Source organism: Pseudomonas sp. Van50 (assembly GCF_055390755.1).
In genome coordinates this window covers 6,858,666-6,883,032 of sequence record NZ_AP024343.1, presented here as the reverse complement: position 1 = coordinate 6,883,032, position 24,367 = coordinate 6,858,666, and the positions used below count along the sequence as shown (strand labels likewise).

Genomic DNA, 24,367 nt, shown 5'->3' with positions numbered 1-24,367 from the left:
GATGAGCAACGACGATCGTACCCAATTCATGCCGACGCCCGGTGGCCGTGGCGCCGATCCATTCCGCCCGGACCCTGGCCGTCCGGATCCGGCTCGTCCACAGCCGGCACCGCTGTCGATGCCGGCCGCGCCGGTCCTGACCGGCAAGGCCGAGGGCCTCAACCCGTTGGAAAGCGCCGCCGGCCCGCTGTTGGCCCTGCTGACGCGCCTGCGCAACACCATCGCCCACCCGGCGCCGGCCAGTTTGCGCGCGCAACTGTTGGCCTACCTGCGCCAGTTCGAAGAGCGCGCCGAGGCCGCCGGTGTGGTGCGCAACGATGTGTTGCTGGCCCGCTACGCCTTGTGCACCGCGCTGGACGAAGCGGTATTGAGCACGCCGTGGGGCGGCACCAGTGACTGGGGCAAGCAAAGCCTGTTGATCACCGTGCACAACGAAGCCTGGGGCGGTGAGAAGGTGTTCCAGTTGCTGGAGCATTGCCTGCAAAGCCCCCGTGAGCGCCTGTACCTGCTGGAACTGTTGTACCTGTGCATGTGCCTGGGTTTCGAGGGGCGCTACCGGGTGATGAACGACGGTCGCAGCCAACTGGAAGCGTTGCGTGAGCGCACCAGCGCGGTGATCCGCAGCGCCCGGGGCGACTACGAGCGCGAGCTGTCGCCGCACTGGCGCGGTGTCACCGTGGCCCGTGATCGACTGGCGCAATTCATGCCGCCGTGGATCGCCGTGGCCATCGGCGCGGCCTTGCTGCTGGCGCTGCTGTTCGGCCTGCGCATGAAACTGGCCTCCGATGCCGAGCCGGTGTTCAAGAACATTCACTTCCTGGGCGAAATCCCGGTGCAGACCATCGACCGCCCCGTGGTGCAGCCCAAAGTGGTCGAGCGCCCACGCCTGGCAGGCTTTCTGGCCGATGAAATCCGCGCCAACCGGATTGCCGTGGAAGACGCTGTCGACCGCTCGGTGGTGACCATCCGCGGCGACGAACTGTTCGCCTCGGGCAGCGCCAGCATCAAGGACGATTTCCAGCCGCTGATGCTGCGCATCGCCGATGCGGTGCGCAAGGTCAAGGGCCAGGTCCTGGTCACCGGCCACAGCGACAATCGGCCGATCGCCACCCTCCGGTTCCCGTCCAACTGGGCGTTGTCCGAAGCGCGGGCCCAATCGGTGCTGCAAATTCTTTCGGCCAAGACCGGCCAGCCCGAGCGCTTCAGCGCCGAAGGCCGCAGCGACACCGAGCCGTTGGCGTCCAACGCCACCCCAGAGGGGCGTGCGCGCAATCGTCGGGTTGAAATCACAGTATTGGCGGAGGGGGTCGAGTGAAGGCGTTTTTCAGTTTTATGACCCGCTGGGTCATCCCATTGCTGGGGCTGATCGCCCTGAGCCTGATCATCTGGTTCGTCGGCCCGCTGCTCGATTGGCTGGTGCCTGAAGGTCGCCGCTGGGCCTTGATCATCCTGGTGTTCGCGGTGTGGATCGCCTACCGGGTGTTCCGCATCATCCAGGCGCGCCGTCAGGCCGCCGAAGTGATGCGCAGCCTGGCCGCGCAAACCCCGCCCGACCCCACCAGCATCGCCACCGCCGAAGAGCTCGAAACCCTGCGCCAGCGCATGGACGAAGCCTTGGCCCTGCTCAAGAAAGCCAAGCTGGGCGGGGACGAGCGTCGCAACCTCTACGAGCTGCCGTGGTACGTGATCATCGGCCCGCCGGGTTCGGGCAAGACCACCGCGCTGGTCAACTCCGGGCTGCATTTCCCACTGGCCGCGCAACTGGGCGCCGGTGCCGTGCGCGGTGTTGGCGGTACGCGCAATTGCGATTGGTGGTTCACCGATCAGGCGGTCCTGCTCGACACCGCTGGCCGCTACACCACCCAGGACAGCGACGCGACCATCGACAAGGCCGCCTGGCTGGGCTTCCTGGGGCTGTTGAAAAAGCAACGGGCCCGCCGCCCGATTGACGGCGCGTTCATCGCCATCAGCCTGTCCGACCTGCTGCTGGGCAGCGACGCCGAGCGCGCCGCCCATGCCGCGGCGATTCGCTTGCGGATCCAGGAGCTGTACACCCAACTGGGCGTGCGCTTCCCGATCTACCTGATGCTGACCAAGCTCGACCTGGTGCCCGGGTTCATGGAGTATTTCGATACCCTGAGCAAGGAAGAGCGCGCCCAGGTCTGGGGCATGACCTTCGCCCTGGACGATGGCAAGAGCAACGACAGCCCGCTGGCGCACCTGCAAAGCGAATTCACCGGCCTTGAGCAACGCCTCAACGATCGCCTGGTGGAGCGCCTGCAACAAGAGCGCGACCCGGCGCGGCGCGACCTGATCTACGGCTTCCCGCAGCAGTTCGGCGCCCTGAAAGATTGCCTGCAAAGCTTCCTCGAAGGGGTGTTCAAACCCAACGCCTTCGAAGAGCGCGTGTTGCTGCGCGGTGTGTATTTCACCAGCGGCACCCAGGAGGGCAGCCCGATCGACCGCCTGATCGGCTCCATGGCCCAGAGCATGAACCTGGACCGTCAACACCTGGCGCGCCAGACCGGCACCGGGCGCAGCTACTTCATCGAAAAACTCTTCACCGCCGTGGCTTTCGCCGAGCGCGGGCTGGTGGGCGTCGACCCGAAAGTCGAGCGTCGACGCAAGTGGATCGCCCGCGGCGTTCTGGCCTCCACCGTGGTGCTGGTGCTGGTGGTCAGCACGTTGTGGTGGGTCAGCTACCGTGCCAACCAGGCCTACATCGCCCAGGTCGATCAGAAGGTCGCGCCCTTGGGCCAGACCGTGCAGAACCTCAGCCCGGCGCAACGGGATGTGCTCGCGGTGTTGCCATTGCTCAACGCCGTGAAACACCTGGCCGACGACGCCCCGAGCTGGGCCGAAGGCCTGGGCCTGTACCAGGGTGACATGCTCGAAGCCGAGTCCGGCAGCGTCTACCGCAAGCTGCTGATCGCGGTGTTCGCGCCACGCCTGCTGACGCGCATCGAAGAACAGCTGCACAGCGGCGGCAATTCGGATTTCCTCTACGAAGGCTTGAAGGCCTACCTGATGCTCGCCGACACCGAGCATTACGACGCCGACTTCATCAAGGCCTGGATCGCCCTGGATTGGGACCGCAGCCTGCCGCGGGACTTGCCGGCCGAGCAGCGCCAGGCCCTGGCCGCGCATTTGCAGGCACTGTTCGAGCGACGTCCGCCCCTCGCGCGCCTGGACCAGCGCCTGGTCGAAGACCTGCGGCGCCAGTTGCAGCAATTGCCGGTGGCCCAGCGGGTCTATGACCGGATCAAGCGCCAGAAACTGCCCGAAGGTATCCCGGACTTCCGCATCAACGAAGCCGCCGGGCGTGACGCGGCGCTGGTGTTCAGCCGCAAGAGCGGCAAGCCGCTGGGCGAACCACTGAGCGGGTTCTTCACCGTCAAGGGTTACCGCCAGGGCTTCTTGCTCACCAGCCTGAGCCAGACCGGCACCCTGGCCGAAGAGCAGTGGGTGCTGGGCCATGAACAGGCCGATCAGCAGAACGTCGCCAGCCTGGCTGCCGATGTGCGTCGCTTGTACTTCCAGGACTACCTGCGCCAATGGGACGCCTTGCTCGCCGACATCGACTTCGTGCCGATCACCAGCGTGGCCCAGGCCGCCGATGTGCTGCGGGTGATTTCCGGACCGACCTCACCGCTGAAAAAACTGCTGGTGGCGGTGGCGAAGGAAACCGACCTGCAACAGGATGAACGCCTGCTGGCCGCCCAAGGTGCGCCGGTGGAAGGTGGCGTGGACAAGCTCAAGGAACGCCTGGGCAGCTTGCTCGGCCAGGAGCAGGCGACGCCAAACGCGCCGGCGACGAGTGATGACCCGATCACCGCGCACTTCGCCGAGCTCAACAGCATCGTCAGCAAAAGCGAAGGCGAGCCGGCGGCCATCGACGGTCTGTTGGCCGACATGAACGCTCTGTACGTGCAGGTCAGCGCCATGGTCGGGGCCAGCGGCGACGCCTTGCTTGGCGAGGCCAAGAACCAGGCCACGGCCGCCGCCACTCGCGTCAGCCTCAACGCCGAACGCCAGCCACCGCTGGTGCAGGGCCTGGTCAAGTCGGTGGTCAACTCCACCACCAACAGCATGATGGGTGGGGTGCGCAACCAACTGAACGCCGCCTGGACCAGCGAAGTGGTGAACATCTATCGCCAGTCCCTGGCCGGGCGCTATCCGATGTCGCCGGGCAGTGCGCGGGACGCGACCCTGGACGATTTCGGCCAGTTCTTCGGCGTTGGCGGGGTAATGGACAACTACTTCCGCAAGTACCTGCAACCCTACGTCGACACCTCGACTCCGACCTGGCGCTGGCAGCCGGGCGCGGCGCAGAAGCTCGGCATCGCCCCCGGCGTGTTGCAGACCTTCCAGCGCGCGGCCACCATCCGCGATGCGTTCTTCCGCTCCGGCGGCACCCAGCCGATGGTGCGCTTCGAACTCAAGCCGGTGGCGATGGACTCGACCATCACCCAATTCCTGCTCGACCTCGACGGCCAACAGTTGAGCTATGACCACGGCCCGAGCCGCCCGACCGCCATGCAGTGGCCGAACCCGGGCAGCATCGGCGTGGTGCGGATATCCATCATGCCGCCGTCTTCCAGCGGTCGTTCCGGCATCACCCTGGACGGGCCGTGGGCCTGGTTCCGCTTGCTGGAACAATCGGACCTGACCGCCGGCAACTCGCCGGATCGCTTCAACCTGCGGCTGCGGGTCGATGGTGCCAGTGCCTCTTATGAGCTGCGGGCCAACAGCGCCTTCAACCCGTTCAAGAGCCGGGTGCTCAGCGGCTTCAGCCTGCCGGAGCGGCTATGAGTACGCCGGGCTTCTACGGAAAGTTGGCCAGCCGCGGCGACTTCGTCAGCCGTGGCTTGCCCCAGGGGTTCATCGGCCCGTGGGATTCGTGGTTGGCGGCGGGTCTGCTCGCCAGCCAGAGCAGCCTCGGCGAGCGCTGGCTGGATGCTTATCTGGTCAGCCCGCTGTGGCGCTTCATGCTCGCGCCGGGGGTGTGTGGCCCGGACGCCGCCGTCGGGGTGGTGATGCCGAGCATCGACCGGGTCGGCCGTTATTTCCCGCTGACCGTCGCGGTGCTGCTGGAGCCCGATGCGGACCCGGCGTCCGTGGTGGGCGGTGCGGACGAGTGGTTTGAGCGGGTCGAAAACCTGTTGCTGAGCACGTTGAGCGTGGAGGCCAGTTTCGAGGCGTTCAACGAACAGCTGGAAACCCTCGGTAGCCCGATGTACCTGCCGCGCACGTCGAGCAGCCGTTTCGCCAGCCTGCATCGCTTCGATGCCACCGACCCGCAGCGGCGCATGAGTGCCTTGGCCGAGGCGGCCTGCGAAGGCGTAAGCCTGTGGTGGGGCCAGGGATCGGAGCGCATTGCCCCGGGTTTGATGCGCTGCCAGGGATTGCCGGCAGCCGCTGATTTTGCGCAATTTTTGCTCGGCCAAGAAGGTGTTGTGTAGATGCGTCCAAGTGCCGGAAAAGCAATCAAGTCTGCAAGCAAGAGCCATGTCGGGATGGTCCGCCAGGTCAACGAAGACGCCTGCCTGGACCTGCCGGAAAACGGCCTCTGGGTGGTGGCCGACGGCATGGGCGGGCACGCGGCGGGCGATTACGTCAGCAGCCTGATCGTCGACAGCCTGCGCGGCATCGCCGTGGGGCGTTCGCTGGACGAATACGTCGCGGCGCTGCAAAGCGACCTGCTACGGGTCAACGCCGCCGTGCGGGAAGAAACCGCCAACCGTGGCGTGACCATGATGGGCAGCACCGTGGTGGTCCTGGCCGTCCGTGACCTGCGGGGCATGTGCCTGTGGGCCGGTGACAGCCGCCTGTATCGCCTGCGCGACGGCGTGCTCGAAGGCATCTCCCGGGACCACAGCTACGTTCAGGATCTGCAGGACAGCGGCCTGCTCAGCGAAGCCGAGGCGCGGGTGCACCCGCGGGCGAACATCGTCACCCGGGCCATTGGCGTCGAGGCGCAACTGAACCTGGCGCTGACCGAATTGCTGCTGGTGCCTGGCGACAGCTACCTGTTGTGCAGCGACGGGCTGACCAAGACTGTCGAGGACGAGGAGATCCGCGAAGTACTGAGCCACGACGAGCCCGGCGAAATCGCCAGCAGCCTGGTGTCCCTGGGCCTGATGCGCGGCGCGCCGGACAACATCACCGTGGTGGTCGTGAAGGTGCCGTCATGAGCTTGACCCTGAACATTGTCATCCCCGGCTACGACATCGAAGGGCCGATCGGCGAAGGCGCGATGGCCAGCGTGTACCTGGCGACCCAGCGTTCGCTGGAGCGCAAGGTGGCGTTGAAAGTGATGGCGGCAGCCCTGGCCGCCGACCCGACGTTCTGCGAGCGGTTTTTGCGCGAAGGCAAGACCCTGGCGCGCTTGTCGCACCCGCACACCGTCACCATCCATGACATCGGCAACGTCGGTGAGCTGTATTACATGGCGATGGAGTACCTGCCCAACGGCACGCTCAAGGAACGCATCGCCGCGGGCCTGACGCCGGAGCAGGGCCTGACCTACATCCGCCAGATCGCCTCGGCCCTGGGGTATGCCCACGGCTTGGGCCTGGTCCACCGCGACGTCAAGCCGGCCAACATCCTGTTCCGCGCCGATGGCACGGCGGTGCTCTCGGACTTCGGCATCGCCAAGTCCCTGGACGACCGCACCCAGTTCACCCAGGCCGGCTTTGCCGTCGGTACGCCCAGCTACATGAGCCCGGAACAGGCCCGAGGGCAAGACATCGACGGCCGCGCCGACCTGTACGCCCTGGGCGTGGTGCTCTACGAAATCCTCGTCGGCAAACTGCCGTATACCGGCAACGACGCACTGTCCACGGCCCTGGCGCACCTGACCGAACCGTTGCCGGAGTTGCCGGTGCACCACGGCCGTTATCAGGACGTGTTGCGCAAACTGTTGGCGAAGGACCCGGCGGAGCGTTTCCCGGACGCGGCGGCATTGCTGCGGGCGCTGGATAACCTGCCTGAGGAATCGTCGGAAGCGACGCTGATCCGGCCGTTGTCGTTGCAACTGCCGACCACGCCGCCTTCGGTGGATGACTTGGCGGGTTTGACGCCCATGTCCATCGACATTCCCAGCGGCCCGGCTTATTCACCACCGCAGCCACAATCGCAGTCCAAGCCCGTTCCGCCGCCGATAAAACCGACGGTTCAATCCTCGGTGTCGGAGCAACGCAAGGGCCCGGTGTTCGCCCTGGCCGCCGTTGCGGTCGCCGTGGCGCTGGCGTTGGGTGGCGCGGGTTATTGGTGGTTGGCCGGTGACGATGGTAAAGAAGTGAAGACGCCGGTGGCCACGACCACCTCGGTCAAGCCACCGGAAGTGAAGCCGCCGAAGGCCCCGGACGTGCCGGCGGTCAAGCCACCCGTCGCCCCGCCGGCCCAGCCCCCCGTGGCGACCGAGGCCGACGGTGGCCAGCGTCCGCTGTTAATGGCTGGCAAGAAAACCCTGTTCCAGCGTGTGCTCAGCAAGCCGGGGGCGAAACTCGCCGAGGCGCCGGGTGCCGCACCGGGCAAGGCACTGCCGGCGTTTTCGGTGTTGTACGTGTATCAGCGCAAAGACCTCGATGGCAGCGCCTGGGTACGGGTCGGCGCGGCCACCGACGGGCGCAGCGACGGCTGGTTGCCCGCCGCCCAGGTCAGCGACTGGAAGCAAAGCCTGGTGCTCAAATTCACCGAACGTTCCGGCCGTGCGCCAGTGATGTTCCTGCGTCAGCCTGGCGAAGTGGAAAAGCTCCTGGCTAACCCATCGGCCGCCAAGAACGTGTTGCTCAAGGCCCAGCAGAGTCCGCAGGAGGACCAGCAAGTGCTGGCCCTTGAACCGGCCGCCAGCGCGGTGCCGCAGAGCCAGTTCTATCTGTTGCCGATCTTCGACTCCCGCGAAAGCCTCGATGAAAACGGCCAGCCGGTGCAGTTGCTGAACGTGGCGTCCATCGACCCTGGCAACACCCCCAAGGCGGCGGGCAATACGCCGATCACCACCGCCAACGCCGACGCGTTCCGCACCGCCGTGGTGCTGGTGGTGGACACCACCGTGTCGATGCAGCCCTACATCGACCAGGTGCGCGACGTGGTCCACGAACTGCAAACCCGCATCGCCGAGCGCGGCGAGTTGGACAGCGTCAGCTTCGGCATGGTGGGTTTCCGCAGCAGCATCAAGAAAACCCCGGGCCTGGAATACGTCGCCAAGACCCTGATCACCCTCGAGCAGGGCCGCGACCCGCAACGCTTCATGGACCTGGCGCGGCAGGTCAAGGCATCGACGGTGTCGAGCCATTCGTTCAACGAAGATGCGTTCGCCGGGGTCATGGAAGCCGTCGAAGGCATGGACTGGTCCGGTTACGGTGGGCGCTTGATCCTGTTGGTCACCGACGCCGGTGCCCTGCGCAAGAACGACCCATTTGCCGCCACGCAAATGAACGAGGCCGAAGTGCGCCAGGCGGCGTTGGGCAAGCAGATCAAGATCTACGCCTTGCACCTGCTCAGCGACGCGGGCAAGAAAACCCATGCCGGCGCCCAGAGCCAGTACCGCACCCTGACCGCCGACGCCAACCCGCAGATCGGCGACCTGTACATTCCGGTGCCGGGCGCCGACGTGCGCAAGTTCGGCGAGCGGGTCGACGAGATCGGTTCGGTGTTCGCCGACCTGGTGCATCAGGTGCGCAGCAACAAGGCGCAAAGCGTGCCGCTGCTCAGTGCCGCGCCGAGCCTGGCCGACAAGTCGGTCGCGGTCGGCTACGCGATGCACATGGATTTCCTGGGGCGCAAATCCGCCAGCCAGGCGCCGCAACTGGTCAGCGCCTGGACCGCCGACCGCGACCTGACCAACCCGGCGCTGCCGGCGTTCCAGGTCTGCGTGATGCTGACCAAGCTGCAACTCAACGACCTGCAGCAGTCGCTGAAGCTGATTGTCGACGCGGCCCGCAAGACCCAGAGCTCGCCCAAGGATTTCTTCCAGGAAATCGCCAGCGCCAGTGCCTACATGAGCCGCGACCCGTCGGCCCTGCGCAAGGGCGGCAACCTGGCCGACGGCGGCATTCTGGGCGAGTACCTGGAAGGGCTGCCGTACCGCAGCAAGTCGCTGAACATGACCCAGGACTTGTGGCTGTCCTTGAGCGTGGCCGAGCAGGAAGATTTCATCGACGAGCTGGATTCGAAAATCCGCCTCTACGAAACCTTCCACAACGACCTCGCCAACTGGGTGCGCTTCGGCGACGCCGAGCCGGGCGATGCCTTGTACCGCGTTCCGTTGTCGACGCTGCCGTGATGCTGACCCTCAACGCCGTGCACAAAAGCCGGGGCGCCGGCAGCCAGCGCTACAGCCTGGTGATCCCACGGCTGCAATTGCGCGGCGGTGAACAACTGGCGGTGGTCGGCCCCAGCGGTTGCGGCAAGAGTACGTTGCTGGACCTGCTGGCGCTGGTATTGGCACCGGATCAGGCCGGGCAGTTCGACTTCACGCCCGCCGACACGCCGCTGGACATCGCCAAATTGTGGCGTGCGTCGCAACAGGGCACCTTGGCCGAGCTGCGCAGTCGTTACCTGGGTTATGTTCTGCAAACCGGCGGCCTGTTGGGCTTCCTGGATGTGCGCGGCAACATCGCCTTGTCGCGCAAATTGCTGGGCTTGAAGGATGACGCAAGCGTGACGCGCCTGGCTGGGCAGTTGGACATCGCCGATCAACTGGACAAGAAACCGGCGGACTTATCCGTCGGCCAGCGCCAGCGGGTCAGTTGTGCCCGGGCGTTGGCCCATGGGCCGCGCCTGCTGCTGGCCGATGAGCCGACCGCCGCCCTCGACCCGCTGAACGCCGAGCGCGTCATGCACTTGCTGGTGGCCCAGGCTCGCGAACATGGGGTGTGCTGTGTGGTCGCCACCCACGACGAGGCGTTGGCTCGCGCCAGCGGTTTGCAGGTGCGACGCATCAGTTGCCGTCGCGATGCCGACGGCGGTGTCACCGCCACCCTCGGGGAGGCTTGCTGATGCGCGGCGCGCTGGTGGCTTCCCTGGCCTGGCAGGATTACCGCAACGATGCCTGGCTGTCGGCCTGCTCGGTGCTCGCGCTGGTGGCCGTGGTGGCGCCGTTGCTGGTGTTGTTCGGCCTGAAGTTCGGCCTGGTCAGCAGCCTGACCGAGCGCTTGCAGAACGACCCGGCCACCCGGGAAATCATCCCCTTGGGCGGCGGTCGCTTCAGTGCCGAATTCATCGAACAATTGAGCCAGCGCGGCGACGTGGCCTTTGCCTTGCCGCGCACCCGCCAGATCGCCGCCACGGCGGATCTGAGCAGCGATGCTTCGGCTGTCACGGTCGAGATGATTCCCACCGCGGCCAACGATCCCTTGTTCGAGCATTTGCCGGTGCCGCAAGGCTTGGATCAAGTGGTGCTCAGCCAGACCGCCGCTGAAAAGCTCGGCGCCAAGGCTGGCGATTGGGTGCAAGCCAGTTTCGGCCGGCAGGTGGCCGGTCGCAGCGAGGCGCAGCGCACCCGCGTGCAGGTGCTGCACGTGCTGCCCCTGGAAGCCTTCGCCCGGGACGGCCTGTTTGCACCGCTGGCCCTGCTGGAGGCCGCCGAGGATTACCGCGACGGCCGCGCCGTGCCCGCGTTCGGCTGGCCGGGCGATGCGGTGAGTGTGGCCGGGCAACGGGTCTACCCGGCGTTTCGTTTGTATGCCCGCAGCCTCGGTGACGTCGAGCCGCTGCGTCAGTATTTCGCCGGGCAGAACCTGCTGGTCTCGACCCAGGCCCAGACCATCGCACAAGTGCAATCGCTGAGCCGCAATCTGTCGATCGTGTTCTGGATCATCGCCGGGTTGGCCTTGGCCGGTGCGTTCGCGGCGATCTTTGCCGGCGCCCTGGCGGCGGTCGAGCGTAAGCGCCGGGAGTTGTCGGTGTTGCGCCTGCTGGGGGTTTCCACCGCGGCGCTGTTGCTGTTCGTGGTGTTGCAGGCGCTCTACAGTGCCACGTTCGCGGCCCTGCTGAGTGCCGGCCTGTATGGCCTGGCGCAGTCGGGCCTGAATTATTTATTTGCACAGATGCCCGGCGAATACGCCAGCCATCTGTTGGTGCGTCACTACACTTTGGCCCTGGTGGCCGTGCTCGGCGTCAGCGCCGTCGCGGCGGCTTGTGGTGGCTGGCGGGTGGCGCGCATCCAGGCGTGTGAAGGAATTCGCGATGTATAAGTTATTGGGCGCCGCCGTGGCGCTGAGCCTGGCCGGTTTGGTCTGGGCTGATGAAAGCACGGACAAACTGGACAACCCCAAGCCGTTGCCCGACGACGTCAGCCTGCCGCTGCCGTGCGAAGGCCAGATGGTGTTCCGCTACGTCTACATCCTCGCCCAGGGCACCCTGGACGATCGCGAGATCAGCCTCGGTTACCCGTTCAGTGAAGGCGAGGCCGGTTACCAGCAGTCGTTCATTTCCGGCTACCGGCGCGACTTCATCAACGGCCAGTTCACTCTCAAGGACTTGCCCAAGGACTGGAACACGACCATCACGCCGTTGATGCCCAAGACCGACGCCAAGACGCCGCTCAAGCCGATGCTGTATTTCATCGGCAAGTACGAGGTCACGGCCCGCCAATACGCCCAGGTCATGGCCCAGGCGCAATCGCTGGCCAGCGGCGAAGCGGCGCCGGCCTGCGAAACCCTGCAAGCCGATTTGCCCCAAGGGGTGGCGGGGCGTTTGCCCAAGGTGAAACTGTCGAAGTTCGAGGCCGAGCGCTTCTCGGCGGTGTACAGCGCCTGGCTGATGAAATACCACAAGGACCTGCTGCCGGTGAGCGGTCGCGGCACCTCCGCCGAAGACGGCGGGTTGGGTTTCGTGCGCTTGCCGACGGAAGTCGAATGGGAATTCGCCGCCCGCGGCGGGCAAGCCGTCAGCCGCCAGGACCTGGAAGGGCGCCTGTTTCCCCGGCGCCTGGAGGGCAGTGAGAGCGACGGGCCGCTGGCCGATTGGGCGGTGTTCAACCAGGTCGCCGGTGGCACCGGTCAGGCGGCGCGGCTGATGCCCATCGGCACCAAGTTGCCGAACCCCATCGGTCTGTTCGATGTGGTGGGCAACGCGGCCGAGATGGTCCAGGAGTCCTTCCAGTTGGTGCATGCCGGTCGCCGCCAGGGCGCTTATGGCGGCTTCGTGGTCAAGGGCGGCAACTACTTGGAAGGCGAGGGCACGCTGTTCACCGGCATGCGCCGCGAATACCCGTTGTTCGCCGCCGACGGTACCGAGCAGAGCAACGAAACCACCGGCTTTCGCGTGGCCGTCGGGGCACTGTCGGCGCCGCGTTCGCGCTACAAGGAATTGTTCGCCCAATGGCAGAAAGAAGGGCGGCTCGCGTCGCTGACCGACGCCATCGATGACGCTGACGACCCGACCAAACGCCTGGACAGCATCATCGCTGCCAGCGTCGATCCGCGCCTGCAAGCCGAACTGGGCCTGGTCAACGAAGAGCTCAAGCGCAACGTCTCGCTCATCGCCCAGCAGCGCGAGGAAGCGGCGGGCAACCTGATCCAGTCGTCGGCCCTGGTGGCCGAGACCGTCAACAACTACAACATTCGCCTGACCAATCTGCAGAACAGCCGGCAGGCCGCGCTGGATGCCAAGGATGAGGCCAGCGCCACGCTGTTTGCCACGGCCATCGACAACGGCCGCAGCGCACTGGATGGCGCGGTGGCGATCTACATCGACAACCTGGCCACCGGCACGCGCTACACCGATGCCGTGATCCAGGCGCAGTTCCAGCGCATCAAGGAAGAATTGGAGCGCAAACCGGTACTGGGCAAGAGCCTGGTGGCGCGTGCAACGTTATTCGTTCGTCATGTCGGGGATTATCGTCAGCAAAAACGAGCCGACCCGGCGGCGATATTGAAGGAATTGCTCGCATCGAACGCTCAGCGGTCTTGAGTGTTCGTTGTCAGCGAGCTTGGAAGGGACTCAGGCGGCGATAGCGCCGTGCTGAGCTTGGTCAACACTTAAACGAGAACACAACTATGCTTTTCTCCCGTAAACCATTTGCTTCGGTTTCCAAGCGTCACTTGCTGATGGTCGCTGTCGGCTTCAGCACCGTACTGACCGGCTGCGCCACGTCGCCGACCTCCAAGGTCGCCTCGAGCACCAAGGTCGAGTACTACCCGAACTGCTACGAGCCGGTGCAGCACCTGCGCTCCACCGAAGGCAACATGACCAAGTCGGTCGTCACCGGTGCCGCTGTCGGCGCTGTCGGTGGTGCACTGCTGGGCGCCCTGACCGCCGACAAGGAAGACCGTGGCCGCAACGCTGCCATCGGTGCCGCGGGCGGTGCATTGGCCGGTGGTGCCGCCGGTTACTACACCGAGCGCCAGAAGCAGATCGCCGATGACAACCAGCGCATCGCCTCCTACGCTGCCGACGTCAACAAAAGCGTCTCCGACATCGACCGCAGCACCGCTTACGCCAAGACCTCGCAGCAGTGCTACCAGAACGCGTTCAGCAAACTGGTTGCCGACCGCAAGGCCAAGACCGTCAACGACACCGAAGGCCGCAAGCGCCTGGCGGAAATCGTTTCCGGCCTGAAAGAGTCGAACGACCTGATCGTCGCGGTCAACGGCAAAGCCTCGGAAGACCTGAACAACTACACCCAGGCCTACGAGAAAGATCTGCAGCAGGTGGGTGTGCAGCGTACTGACGTGGTGACTGTGGCCACTGCTGATACCCCGGCGGTCGTGGCTCAGACCACCAACAACAAGAAAATCAAGAAAGTGCAGCCGGCGAAGAAGAAAGACCTGCCGACCGTGCCGAAAGAAGCGGTGACCACCGAGAAAACCCTGCAGACCGCCAAGGTCAAGCAGGATGAAAGCAAGCAGGTTGCCAGTGCCGGTACCACTCAGGTCAACAGCATGTGCAAAAACCCGGACCTGGGCGACTGGGCACCGGTGCCTTGCCCGAATGTTTGATTGAGTGAGGGCTGCTGATCTTTGGTCAGCAGCCAAAACCTGTGGGAGCGAGTCTGCTCGCGATAGCGTCCGTTCAGTTGGCATCCATGTCGACTGACCCGCCGCCATCGCGAGCAAGCTCGCTCCCACAGTTGTTTTGTGTTGCCGGTGATATCTGCGACACCTCCAATCCCCTGTGGGAGCGGGCTTACAGCTGGCCTGTCTCTTCCGGTTTTACTTCGATCAAACTGTGGGAGCGGGCTTGCCCGCGAAGGCGGCCTAGTAGCCGGCCGATCTCTTGCGGTTGTACCCGATCCAATTGTGGGAGCAAAGCTTGCTCGCGAGGCGGCCTTATAGCCGACCTGGCTCTTTGGCCGTCCCCGATCCAATTGTGGGAGCGGGCTTGCCCGCGATGGCGGCCTGACAGCCGGCCAGGATGTTGTTGACTGAGTACATATCCGTTGCTGCGGTAACGGCGGCTGGCGGTTCCGCTCTTACAGCGGGTCACTTTTGGCAAACGCCCCAAAAGTAACCAAAAGGTCTTTGCCGGTATGACTCACCCACATGGGTTACAAATCAGTTCACGCACATAGGTAACAGTTTTTAACTGGCAGGGTCGATTTCGCGAGGATCTGACCATGCCCTGGAGAGAGCTGAAACCTATGGACCTCAAAGTGATGTTCATCGCTGAGTATCTGTCTGAAAAGTACAGCTTTAGCCGGCTGTGCCAGGACTATCAGATCAGCCGAAAGACTGGCTACAAATGGGTCGAGCGCTATGAGCTGGAGGGACCCAGTGGGCTCGACGAACGTAGCCGCCGACGGCACAACCAAACCTATGTGGTGCCATTGGTTGTGAGGCAGGCAATCATTGAGTTTCGCTCTACTGGCGAAACGGTTCCGGGTCCTAAAAAGATTCAGAACGACCTGATGAAACGTTTTCCGGGACAGGATCCGCCGTCGAAGACGACTATCTACAACATCCTTAAGGCAGCGGACTTGATTACGTCTCGACCGTTGCGCCAGCGTGTCGCTGTCTATCCCAAGCCTTTGCGTAAGGCAGAAACGCCTAATCAGCTCTTCAGCGCAGATTACAAGGGCCAATTTCTCACCGGGGCGGGCGTTTGGTGCTATCCACTGACGATCATGGATCATGCCAGTCGCTTCTTGCTTGCCTGCGAGAGCATGGCCAATACCAATCTCAAGGAGACCCAGCAAACCTTCGAGCGCGTTTTTCGCGAATACGGGATGCCTGAGCGCATCCGCACCGATAACGGCGTGCCGTTTGCCAGTACGGGTCGTGCAGGGCTATCGCAGTTGTCGATCTGGTGGTTGCGACTTGGGATTATTCCTGAGCGAATTGAGCCCGGTCGGCCAGATCAAAATGGGCGTCATGAGCGCATGCACCGGACATTAAAAAGTACTTTTCCCAAACCGCCAGCCATTGCCTGGGAGGCTCAGCAAAAACACTTTGATCGATTTATGCAGCACTACAATCACGAGCGGGGACACGAGGCTCTCGGCCAGAAAACCCCGGCCTCCTGCTATACACCCTCAACCCGAGCTTACCCGGAAAAGCTACCGGAAATGGGGTATGCGAGCCATGTTGAGTGTTACCTGGCTGATAGTTGCGGAATCATTAACCGAGCGGGTCTGCGGATATACGTGGGGAATCTGCTCAGGCATCAAAACATTGGAATGGAGATGATCAAAGACGGAGTATGGAATGTGATCTTCGGTCCGGTGATCCTAGGTCACGTCAACGCCAGGGACGCAAAGAACGGCTATGTTTCAATCAAAGTGTCACCTATGTGAATGCACTTTTTTGTAACCCATGTGGTTGTCCCGTACATGCCCCACCACTCGGCACCTCGCCTAGGCTCGGTGTGCCCTCACTCCGGCATTGCTCCGTGGGCCCGCCGCGAAGGGCCATCCATGGCCCAGCGCGGCTATCCCGGCATCCATGCCGGGATGCCCACTGCGCAATACCTGCGTTCGGCCAGCGTGGTCAACGGGGCCCCCAGATCAAAAGCCCGCCGAGGCGGCCTTATAGCCGACCTGGCTCTTTGGCCGTCCCCCCGATCCAATTGTGGGAGCAAAGCTAGCTCGCGAGGCGGCCTTATAGCCGGCCTGGCTCTTTGGCCGTCCCCCCGATCCAATTGTGGGAGCAAAGCTTGCTCGCGATGCGGCCTTATAGCCGGCCTGGCTCTTTGGCCGTCCCCGATCCAACTGTGGGAGCAAAGCTTGCTCGCGAGGCGGCCTTATAGCCGACCTGGCTCTTTGGTCGTCCCCCGATCCAATTGTGGGAGCGGGCTTGCCCGCGAAGGCGGCCTAGTAGCCGGCCTATCTCTTGCGGTTGTGCCCGATCCAATTGTGGGAGCGAGCCTGCTCGCGATGGCGTTGGCTCAGCCTGCATCAATGCAAGCGCTATCCCTTGGCATCAGGCGCCGCCATCTCCTTGGTTTCCAGATGATCCAACGCCCGCTCGACCAACAACTGCACCCCATCGGCCATGCGGCTGATTGCCAGGGCGATGCAGCGGCGTGAGTCATCCACGTCGTCAGCCAGGTCGGCGGCGATGGTGCTGATGGACAGCAGGTCTTCGGAGGCGTTGGCGAGCAGGGTTTCGGTGTCGATGTGGGGAGCAACGATGAAGAGCTGGCTTTTATCGGTTTCGGGTGGGTCAGAGGGTTTGGGGTTGAGGTAGTAGTCGAGGGCGCGGGTGGCGGCGTCTTCGAGCTTTTTTCTTCCTGCGCTTCGACGCGGGATTTGTGGCCGCTTTGTGGCGGATTTGGAGTGACCTTGAACATATCTATGTACCAGAGTTGGGGTCGACATCCTTTCGCTTGCATTCGAAGAGGTGGCAACTGTGCGTAGGTGTGCAAGACCGGCTGGTACCCCCGGCAGACCCGAAGGTCTCCCACGCACAATCGCCATAACGGACGCGAGCATAAAAAAATGCTCGGTCAATAGCCATGACCAATTGCGTACCAATCCGGACTTGCACGTCCGTGTCACCGTTTTTTGCGATGACAAACAAAGGTTAGCGGTGCCCCAGAGCCCTGCCTAGTTCATGAACAGCCCGGCGTGTTGAAGGAAATGTCCGAGGAGCAGGAGGGCAAAAAGATCAAAAGATCGCAGCCTTCGGCAGCTCCTACAGAAACCGATGTAGGAGCTGCCGAAGGCTGCGATCTTTTGATTTCAGGTTTTGTGACTTGGCAGTCATCTTTCGCGAAAACCCGCTTATCTTCCGACAAAGCGATCCGATGATGGCGTTGTGCCGAAGAATCGCTAAACTGCCAGCCATTGATCTTTTCTCACGAGGCTGTGCCCATGAAATTTCGTTTTCTGCTGTGGATGCTGGGGTTGTTGATGGGCAAGGCCAGTCGGACCAATCCGGCGTTCCAGCAGCAGTTGGGCGACAAGGAGTTGGTGTTTCAGCTGCAAACCCTGGACGGCAAGGTCGCCCGGCATTTCACCGTGAAGAACCAGCGCATCACCAGCCAGTCCGGTACTTACCCGGAGCCTGCCTTCGCCATCGCCTTCAAGGACGCCGCCTATGGCTTCGCCACGATGCAGGCCAAGAACAAGCAGTTGGCGTTCATGACAGGGATCCAGGACAAGTCGATCCAGATCAAGGGCAACCCGGCGCTGGTGATCTGGTTCCAGGGGCTGACCAAGTATCTGAAGCCGAAGAAGGCCAAGCCGAAGGCTTGATCGGGTTTGGCCTGAAAGGCCATTGATTTGGCCGTCAGGGATCATGGTGACTGTCAGCTCTGACAGGTGTGCGGATCGGTGTTTGGGTGCTCCATTGTGATGAAACCCGCGTGGTTTCATACACCTTGATGGAGTGACGATCATGGCCCAGGCACCAAGCGCCGTTCAGGCTGGCACGCTCGACCCGACCTTTGCCGAAGAGGGGGTACTGACACTGCCGACTCCCGATTTAACAGGCTATCGCACGCTAGCCATCCTGCCGCTGGCTGAAAACAAACTGCTGATCACCGTGCTTCTACCGGGAGACCCCGCCCCTATCAGACTGGCGAAAGTGAACGAGGATGGATCGCTCGATATGGCGTTTGGTGGCGCCGGGACGGGCTTGGTGGAGTTCTCCATCAAAAATACAGACTTGGAGGTCTACCAACTCAGCGGCCTGGACGATGGTGGATGGTTGGTGATCGGTCAATTTTCATCGTTCGAGCAGAGCGGCGCTTATGTCGTGCGATTCCTGGAGGATGGACAGCTGAATACGCTCTTTGGCGAGGGCGGTGTGCGTTTGCTTCCGTATCGTAGTGAGCCAAGGGATGGAGGTAGGGAAGATGGGCCGGCGACTTTCAGTCGGCGGGACCGAGAACCCTCCGCAGGGGCTGCGCGATCTTCAGGCAATCAGGGCGTCTCTGCGGTTGTGCAGTCGGATGGGAAGATCGTTCTGCCCAGTTGGGTAGAGTTCGGCACGTCACCAGGGCAGTGGGCGGTGCTTCGTCTTAACCCGGATGGCTCTACTGACGACACGTTTAACGGGAGTGGGTTCGTGGTTATCGAACTCCCCGGTATTCCCCGTACCCCTACCAGTATCAGAAGTGTTGTCCTTCAAGCGGATGGCCAGGTGCTGGTTTGCGGGGAGTATTCTTCCCAAGACACTCCGGATTCCAACGGTATCTATGTGATGCGTCTGGATGTAACGGGACGTCTCGATACCAGTTTCAATGGCGGCGTCGGCGTTGTGACCGTTGCCAATCCCACTTTCATGAATGCGAATGCGATGGCGCTGAGAGAACGCGACGACGCGATTGTTGTTGTCGGGGATGTTTGGCGCGACCAATACAGGCACGGGCTGATGTTCGTGTTGAGTCGCGATGGATTCTTCGATTTTGCGTTCAATAGCGGGCAGCCGCTGTTCTCTAAGTGGGTGGATCAGGGGCATGACTGGTATCGCTGCGCATGGCAGGCAGACGGTTCCATTCTTGTCGGGGGCAGTACCGGCAGAGGGGTTGTGGAAGAGGGCGTGTCAGCGCTCACCGCACGGTTCCGTTCCGATGGTTCGCCGGACCTGACTTTCAACGGCGTTGGTTTTGTGCTTTTTGACGAAGAAGGACAGTACGAGACGGTCGAGGATATGGCGCTAATGCCAGACGGACGGATCGTCGTTGGCGGTTTTGCGCGGCTACCCGGCCCGGTTTGGTCCCGGATTATTGGAAGCTGGATCCTTCGCTATCTGGCTTGAGTAGGGCGAGGGAGCAAGGTGAAAGCCGCAATCACTCAATCAAATTGAGTCGGAGTTTGGCTTAACGGGCCTGGACCTTATCTCCAAAAAGTAATGCGAACTGTCATCCCTGACAGGTGTAGACGTGCCTGTTTAGGGATTTCATGAGGTTACCTTCACCTCAAGAGCGACAGAACCATGACTCAACCAACAAGCACCACAGCAGTAGGCACTCTGGATCCGAGTTTTGCCGATAAGGGTGTATTGAAGTTTCCAATCCCCGAAATATTTGGGGTTTATACGGAGGCCCTTCTGGCGTTGCCCAATAAAAAAATACTCTTGAGTATGACTTTATTGGGAGAAATTGGCCAACGCCCCACCATAGTAATGAGACTGAATGAAAATGGTTCGCTCGACACTGAATTCGGTAGTGATGGGGCCGGTTTCGTCGAGATTCCTATAAAAGGAGCAGAGTTGGATGTCCACAAGCTCTTCGGCTTGGGCAATGGTGGTTGGCTGGTAATGGGCCGGTACGCGCTACGCGGATCTTCAGGCCTGTACCTTGTGCGGTATCGCGAAGATGGGCAGGTGGACGAGTCATTCGGAGAAGAAGGTGTGCGCTTACTTCCCTTCGCTGGCATGGGCAACCCCGGAGATGTCGGGATAGGCGGGGAGGCACTTGGATTGAGGGACGAAGGGCCTTCAACAGGGGCGCCACGAACCTCCGGCGGTAACGGAGCCACTGCGGTCCAGCAGTTGGATGGGAAAATCCTTTTGGTCAGTGCGGTGAGAACCGAGTCTGGCCAGAGTAAAGGGACCGTACTGCGTCTTAACCCGGATGGTTCAACCGACTACACGTTCAACGGGTCGGGCTTTGCGATTGTCGAACTTGAAGGCATTGGTGCTGGGGACAACTTTGCCAACGTTGTGGCTGTCCAGGCGGATGGCAAGGTGCTGGTCGGTGGTGAATTTGATTTGGCAGGGCAAAATGTCAGAGGCGTGTATGTGACGCGTTTCGATGCTATGGGACATCTCGATAGAAGCTTCAATGGCGGAACTGTGACCGTTCGCAACTCTAGCCTTATTTACTTGAGGGCTATGGACGTAAGAGAGGCCGACGGCAGTATTGTCGCGGTAGGTGACGCACTGCGCGCTGGTGTACGCAATGGATTGATATTCGTATTAAGCGAGGGTGGATTCTTCGATTTCAATTTCAATCGTGGGCAGCCGCTGTTCTCTTCGCTAGTGCCCCAGGGCTTGGAATGGTGGCGTTGTGCATTGCAGGCAGATGGTTCGATCATCGTCGCCGGAACCACGGGCAGGGGGTTCGCTACCGAAGAGGCGACGGTGCTGACGGCACGCTTTCTTTCTGATGGCTCCTTGGACCCGGCGTTCAACGGCAGCGGTTTTACGATTTTCGACGAAGACTTGACGTTTGAAAGCCTGCAAGACATGACCAAGATGCCAGACGGGCGGATCGTCGGGTGTGGGTTAACGTGGATAGATAGGGACCCCTGGGCAGCTATTGGGGGAGGGTGGGTGATTCGTTATCTGGCTTGAGCCATGAGCAAAGCTAGTAAACCTGCGTGGCGAAGGAGCGGGCGACTGCTACGCAGTCGAGCGGGAGCAAGCTCCCTCGCCACAAAAGCTCGGTGACACAGCGACCCGGCGCGGTGTTCAGCCATGAAACTGCGAAGCCAACTCCCGCAGCAGCACTTCTGCTTCAAGCACCTTGCTGACCACGTCGTTGGCCTTTTCCCGGGTCAGGCCCACGCGTTCGAGCAGGGCATCCGGGATGTCTTCGTCCGGGCCGGAGCCGATGCTGCGGGCGCGCAGCAGGCGCACGGCCAGGCACACCAGGTTCGGGTAGGCGGCGTATTCACCGTCGTAGTTGGGGTCGTGCTGGAAGCGCAGGGCGGTAGCCAGTTCGTCGGGCATGTCCCAGTAGCGCATCAGCCATGAGCCGATCTGTTCGCGACTGATGCCCAGCAGGTGCTGTTCCACGTAGCTGTGGCACAGGTGCGGGTTGACCTCCAGGTGTCGGCAGATCAGCGAGAAGTGCGGCGGGAACACGTGGGCCAGCAGCAGGTAGCCGAAGTTGTGCAGCAGGCCGGACAGGTAGGTCAGGCCACCCTCGGGACGTTGCGCGCGCGGCATGGCGCGGGTCAGGCCTTCGATGACGGCGGCGGTGTAGATCGACTGGTGCCAGTACGGCGTGGTGTGTTGCGGGTGGTCCTTGGGCAGGCTCAGGGTCTTGCCCAGGGCCAGGCCCAGTGCCAGGTTGATCACCAGGTCGAAGCCCAGTACCCGCACGATGGCGTCTTCCACTGAGCGAATCTTGCCCGGCGACGCGTAGTAGGGCGAGGCGGCCCAGCTCACCACTTGCGCGGCCAGGGCCGGGTCGGTTTCCACCACGCCGGTGATGTCGTCGATGGTGGCGTCGGGGTCGACCCGCAGCTTGATGATTTTTTGCGCGGTTTCAGCCAGCGGCGGGATCTCGATGGTTTCTTCCAGCCGTTGCTGGATACGCCGGGCGGTGAACGCCTGCACAGCCTGGGTGATTTCCGCGCGGTCGTCGTGGGGGCGGTCCAGGTTGGGGGTGATGTTGCTCACGGCTTCGCCGAACGTCGCGGCGCTGGCCTTGGTGAGCATGGTCTTGAACGCTTCGCTGGTCACTTCCAGCAGCAGCCCCGGCTCGCCGGAGTTGATCAGCAGCTTCGGTTCGCGCAGCAGGCTTTCTTCGTACAGGCACGGTGAGCTGGTCAGCGCCGGCAGCCCGGGCAGCAGGCTCAGGCTGTGTTTGCCAAGCATGCGCTCCAGGCGTTCGGTCGGCACAGCCGTGAGCTTGCGGCCGGTGAGTTCGGCCAGGCGATTGAGGTCCAGCAGCTGGCTTTGTGGAAACAGCACCATGAGCGCGCCAACGGCATCGTGCAGCAACACCGCCTGCACTTTGCGGGCGGGGTTCAGGCCGGGTCGTTCGAGTACTTCGTCATAGCCGATGCCCAATTTCTCGAGCAACAGCCGAATAACAGACGGAGCGTGCGGGGCTTCGGGGACGAGGGCAGCTTCTGTCATGGTCTGTATCCGTTTTCCTACAAGTTGGTCAGTATAACCAGCTTGTCCTGCACGCGGGGCTTGAAAACTGAGCGCGTGCTCACACTTGGCCGTATTGCTGCCCATGACGCAGCCAGCGATCCAGCAGCGGGCTGACGTGGTCGGGCCAGCGTTCCAGCAGGGCCTGGGCGGCGTCGCGTACGGCGGGGAGCAGATCGGCGTCGCGCATCAGGTCGGCTACCTTGAATTGAAGCAGACCTGTCTGGCGTGTGCCGAGCATTTCACCGGGGCCGCGCAATTCGAGGTCTTTTTCGGCGATGACGAAACCGTCGTTGGTTTCGCGCATGATCCCCAGCCGTTGGCGGCCGATCTGCGACAGCGGCGGGTGATAGAGCAAGACGCAATGGCTGGCGGCGCTGCCCCGGCCCACCCGGCCGCGCAGCTGGTGCAACTGTGCCAGGCCAAGGCGCTCGGGGTTTTCGATGATCATCAGGCTGGCATTGGGCACGTCGACGCCCACTTCGATCACCGTGGTGGCGACCAGCAGTTGCAGGGCGCCGGCCTTGAATTCAGCCATGACCGCGGCTTTCTCGGCGGGCTTCATGCGACCGTGGATCAACCCGACTTTCAACTCGCCGAGGGCGGCGGTGAGGTCCTCGAAGGTGGTTTCGGCCGCCTGGCAGGTCAGTTCTTCCGATTCTTCGATCAACGTACACACCCAATAGGCCTGCCGGCCCTCGGCACAGGCGCTGCGCACGCGCTCGATCACTTCCACTCGTCGGGTATCGGTGACCAACACGGTATTGACCGGCGTACGGCCGGGAGGCAGTTCGTCGAGGATCGAGGTGTCGAGGTCGGCGTAGGCGCTCATCGCCAGGGTCCGCGGGATCGGCGTGGCGGTCATGATCAGTTGATGGGGGCACATCCGCCCGCCGACGCCTTTCTGCCGCAGGGCCAGGCGCTGTTGCACGCCGAAGCGGTGCTGTTCGTCGATGATCACCAGGGCCAGGTTCTTGAACTGCACTTCGTCCTGGAACAGCGCATGGGTGCCGACCACCATCGGTGCGCCCTCGGCGATCTGCGCCAGGGCGGCGGCGCGGTTCTTGCCCTTGAGCTTGCCGGCCAGCCAGGCGACTTCGATGCCCAGCGGTTCGAGCCAGCGCTGGAAGGTGATGAAGTGTTGTTCGGCGAGGATCTCGGTGGGCGCCATCAGCGCCACCTGATAACCCGCCTCCAAGGCCTGCAGCGCGGCGAGGGCGGCGACCACGGTCTTGCCGGCGCCGACATCGCCCTGTATCAGCCGCAGCATTGGCTCGGGCTGGCTCAGGTCGTAGGCGATTTCGTTGCCGACTCGTTGCTGGGCGCCTGTGGGGGTGAAGCCGAGGTTGGCCAGGTAGCGGGTCGGCAGGTCCCTGGCCTTGGGCATGGCCGGGGCGCGCAGGGAGCGCAGGCTTTCGCGCAGGCGTTGCTGGGACAGTTGATGGGTCAGCAGCTCTTCGAACGCCAGACGATGCTGGGCCCAGTGATGGCCGAGGGCGAGTTCGTCCACGTCGGCGTCGGCGGGCGGATGATGCAGGTAGCGGATCGCGTCGGCCAGCGGCGCCAAGTGGTAATCCCGGGCCAGTTCCGTGGGTAGCCAGTCGGGCAGGCTGCTGGGGCCGAGCAACGTCAGGGTTTGCTGGCAGAGCTGGCGCAGGCGTTGCTGGGTCAGGCCTTCGGTGAGCGGATAGACCGGGGTCAGGGTTTCATCCACGGGCGGCGGTTCGTCGCCGGTAATGCTGCGGTATTCCGGGTGGTAGATTTCCAGTCCCGACGCCCGGGCCGCGCCTCACCGTAGCAGCGCACGCGGGTGCCACGCTTGAGGCCTTCCTTTTGCGCATTGCTGAAGTGATAGAAGCGCAGGCTGAGCCCGCCGGTGCCGTCCTGCAGGCGCACCACCAGGCTGCGGCGGCGGCCCATGACCACATCGGCGCCGCTGACGGTGCCTTCGATCACCGCATCCTGTCCCGGGCGCAGATGGCCGATGGGCACCACGCGGGTGCGGTCCTGATAGCGCAACGGCAGGTGGAACAGCAGGTCCTGGAGGTTTTCCAGGCCGACCTTGGCCAGTTTCTCGGCCATGGCTTCACCGACACCCTTGAGTGTCGTGACCGGCACCTTCGACAGCTCAGTCATGACCGCGG

At 63.0% G+C, this 24,367-nt stretch carries 15 protein-coding genes and 1 pseudogene; 13 read left to right on the top strand and 3 right to left on the bottom strand.

Translation table 11 applies throughout. The features are described 5' to 3' along the window. Position 1 precedes the first annotated feature (1 nt). The 10 genes from ACZ5M5_RS29975 (at position 2) to ACZ5M5_RS29930 (ending at position 15,742) form a co-directional block, all read left to right on the top strand. Positions 2-1,315: a DotU family type VI secretion system protein gene (locus ACZ5M5_RS29975; protein WP_060740024.1), complete on the top strand. Its 1,314-nt coding sequence runs from the start codon at positions 2-4 to the stop codon at positions 1,313-1,315. Further along, complete coding sequence (tssM, locus tag ACZ5M5_RS29970) at positions 1,312-4,812, top strand: type VI secretion system membrane subunit TssM (RefSeq protein WP_207283957.1); 3,501 nt, start codon at positions 1,312-1,314, stop codon at positions 4,810-4,812. The genes ACZ5M5_RS29975 and tssM overlap by 4 nt, the downstream gene beginning before the upstream one ends. Next, positions 4,809-5,462 carry a type VI secretion system-associated protein TagF gene (tagF, locus tag ACZ5M5_RS29965; protein WP_060740026.1) on the top strand — a complete coding sequence of 218 codons (654 nt, stop codon included), beginning with the start codon at positions 4,809-4,811 and terminating at the stop codon, positions 5,460-5,462. Before tssM ends, tagF begins: the two co-directional genes overlap by 4 nt. After that, entirely contained in the window at positions 5,463-6,194 is a 732-nt protein-coding gene (locus ACZ5M5_RS29960; RefSeq protein ID WP_060740027.1) for a PP2C family protein-serine/threonine phosphatase, read from the top strand. Next, entirely contained in the window at positions 6,191-9,289 is a 3,099-nt protein-coding gene (locus ACZ5M5_RS29955; protein ID WP_464738347.1) for a serine/threonine-protein kinase, read from the top strand. Before ACZ5M5_RS29960 ends, ACZ5M5_RS29955 begins: the two co-directional genes overlap by 4 nt. Next, positions 9,289-10,005, top strand: a complete 717-nt coding sequence (locus ACZ5M5_RS29950) for an ABC transporter ATP-binding protein (RefSeq protein WP_060740029.1) — start codon at positions 9,289-9,291, stop codon at positions 10,003-10,005. The genes ACZ5M5_RS29955 and ACZ5M5_RS29950 overlap by 1 nt, the downstream gene beginning before the upstream one ends. Next, positions 10,005-11,201 carry an ABC transporter permease gene (locus tag ACZ5M5_RS29945; protein WP_060740030.1) on the top strand — a complete coding sequence of 399 codons (1,197 nt, stop codon included), beginning with the start codon at positions 10,005-10,007 and terminating at the stop codon, positions 11,199-11,201. The genes ACZ5M5_RS29950 and ACZ5M5_RS29945 overlap by 1 nt, the downstream gene beginning before the upstream one ends. Then, complete coding sequence (locus tag ACZ5M5_RS29940) at positions 11,194-12,921, top strand: formylglycine-generating enzyme family protein (protein WP_464738346.1); 1,728 nt, start codon at positions 11,194-11,196, stop codon at positions 12,919-12,921. Before ACZ5M5_RS29945 ends, ACZ5M5_RS29940 begins: the two co-directional genes overlap by 8 nt. Positions 12,922-13,007: 86 nt before the next feature. Further along, complete coding sequence (gene tagQ / locus ACZ5M5_RS29935; protein ID WP_060740032.1) at positions 13,008-13,949, top strand: type VI secretion system-associated lipoprotein TagQ; 942 nt, start codon at positions 13,008-13,010, stop codon at positions 13,947-13,949. A gap of 617 nt (positions 13,950-14,566) precedes the next feature. Beyond that, positions 14,567-15,742, top strand: a complete 1,176-nt coding sequence (locus ACZ5M5_RS29930; protein ID WP_464738285.1) for an integrase core domain-containing protein — start codon at positions 14,567-14,569, stop codon at positions 15,740-15,742. 612 nt (positions 15,743-16,354) lie between these two features. Here ACZ5M5_RS29930 and ACZ5M5_RS29925 read toward each other — a convergent pair. Then, positions 16,355-16,765: a DUF6124 family protein gene (locus tag ACZ5M5_RS29925; protein ID WP_464738345.1), complete on the bottom strand. Its 411-nt coding sequence runs from the start codon at positions 16,763-16,765 to the stop codon at positions 16,355-16,357. Between the two features lie 495 nt (positions 16,766-17,260). Here ACZ5M5_RS29925 and ACZ5M5_RS29920 point away from each other — a divergent pair, with 495 nt between their 5' ends. From ACZ5M5_RS29920 to ACZ5M5_RS29910, 3 genes are all read left to right on the top strand, one after another. After that, positions 17,261-17,644 (top strand): hypothetical protein, encoded by a 384-nt coding sequence (locus ACZ5M5_RS29920; protein ID WP_060740034.1) that lies wholly within the window; start codon positions 17,261-17,263, stop codon positions 17,642-17,644. 142 nt (positions 17,645-17,786) lie between these two features. Then, complete coding sequence (locus ACZ5M5_RS29915; RefSeq protein ID WP_464738344.1) at positions 17,787-19,151, top strand: delta-60 repeat domain-containing protein; 1,365 nt, start codon at positions 17,787-17,789, stop codon at positions 19,149-19,151. A gap of 177 nt (positions 19,152-19,328) precedes the next feature. Continuing rightward, a complete protein-coding gene (locus ACZ5M5_RS29910; protein ID WP_464738343.1) occupies positions 19,329-20,690 on the top strand; it encodes a hypothetical protein in 1,362 nt (453 codons plus the stop codon). A 117-nt stretch (positions 20,691-20,807) separates the two neighbouring features. Here ACZ5M5_RS29910 and ACZ5M5_RS29905 read toward each other — a convergent pair whose 3' ends face one another. Further along, positions 20,808-22,205, bottom strand: coding sequence for an HDOD domain-containing protein (locus ACZ5M5_RS29905; RefSeq protein WP_464738342.1), 1,398 nt, complete (start codon positions 22,203-22,205; stop codon positions 20,808-20,810). A gap of 79 nt (positions 22,206-22,284) precedes the next feature. Next, a pseudogene (recG, locus tag ACZ5M5_RS29900) lies at positions 22,285-24,359 on the bottom strand (ATP-dependent DNA helicase RecG). Positions 24,360-24,367 lie beyond the last annotated feature (8 nt).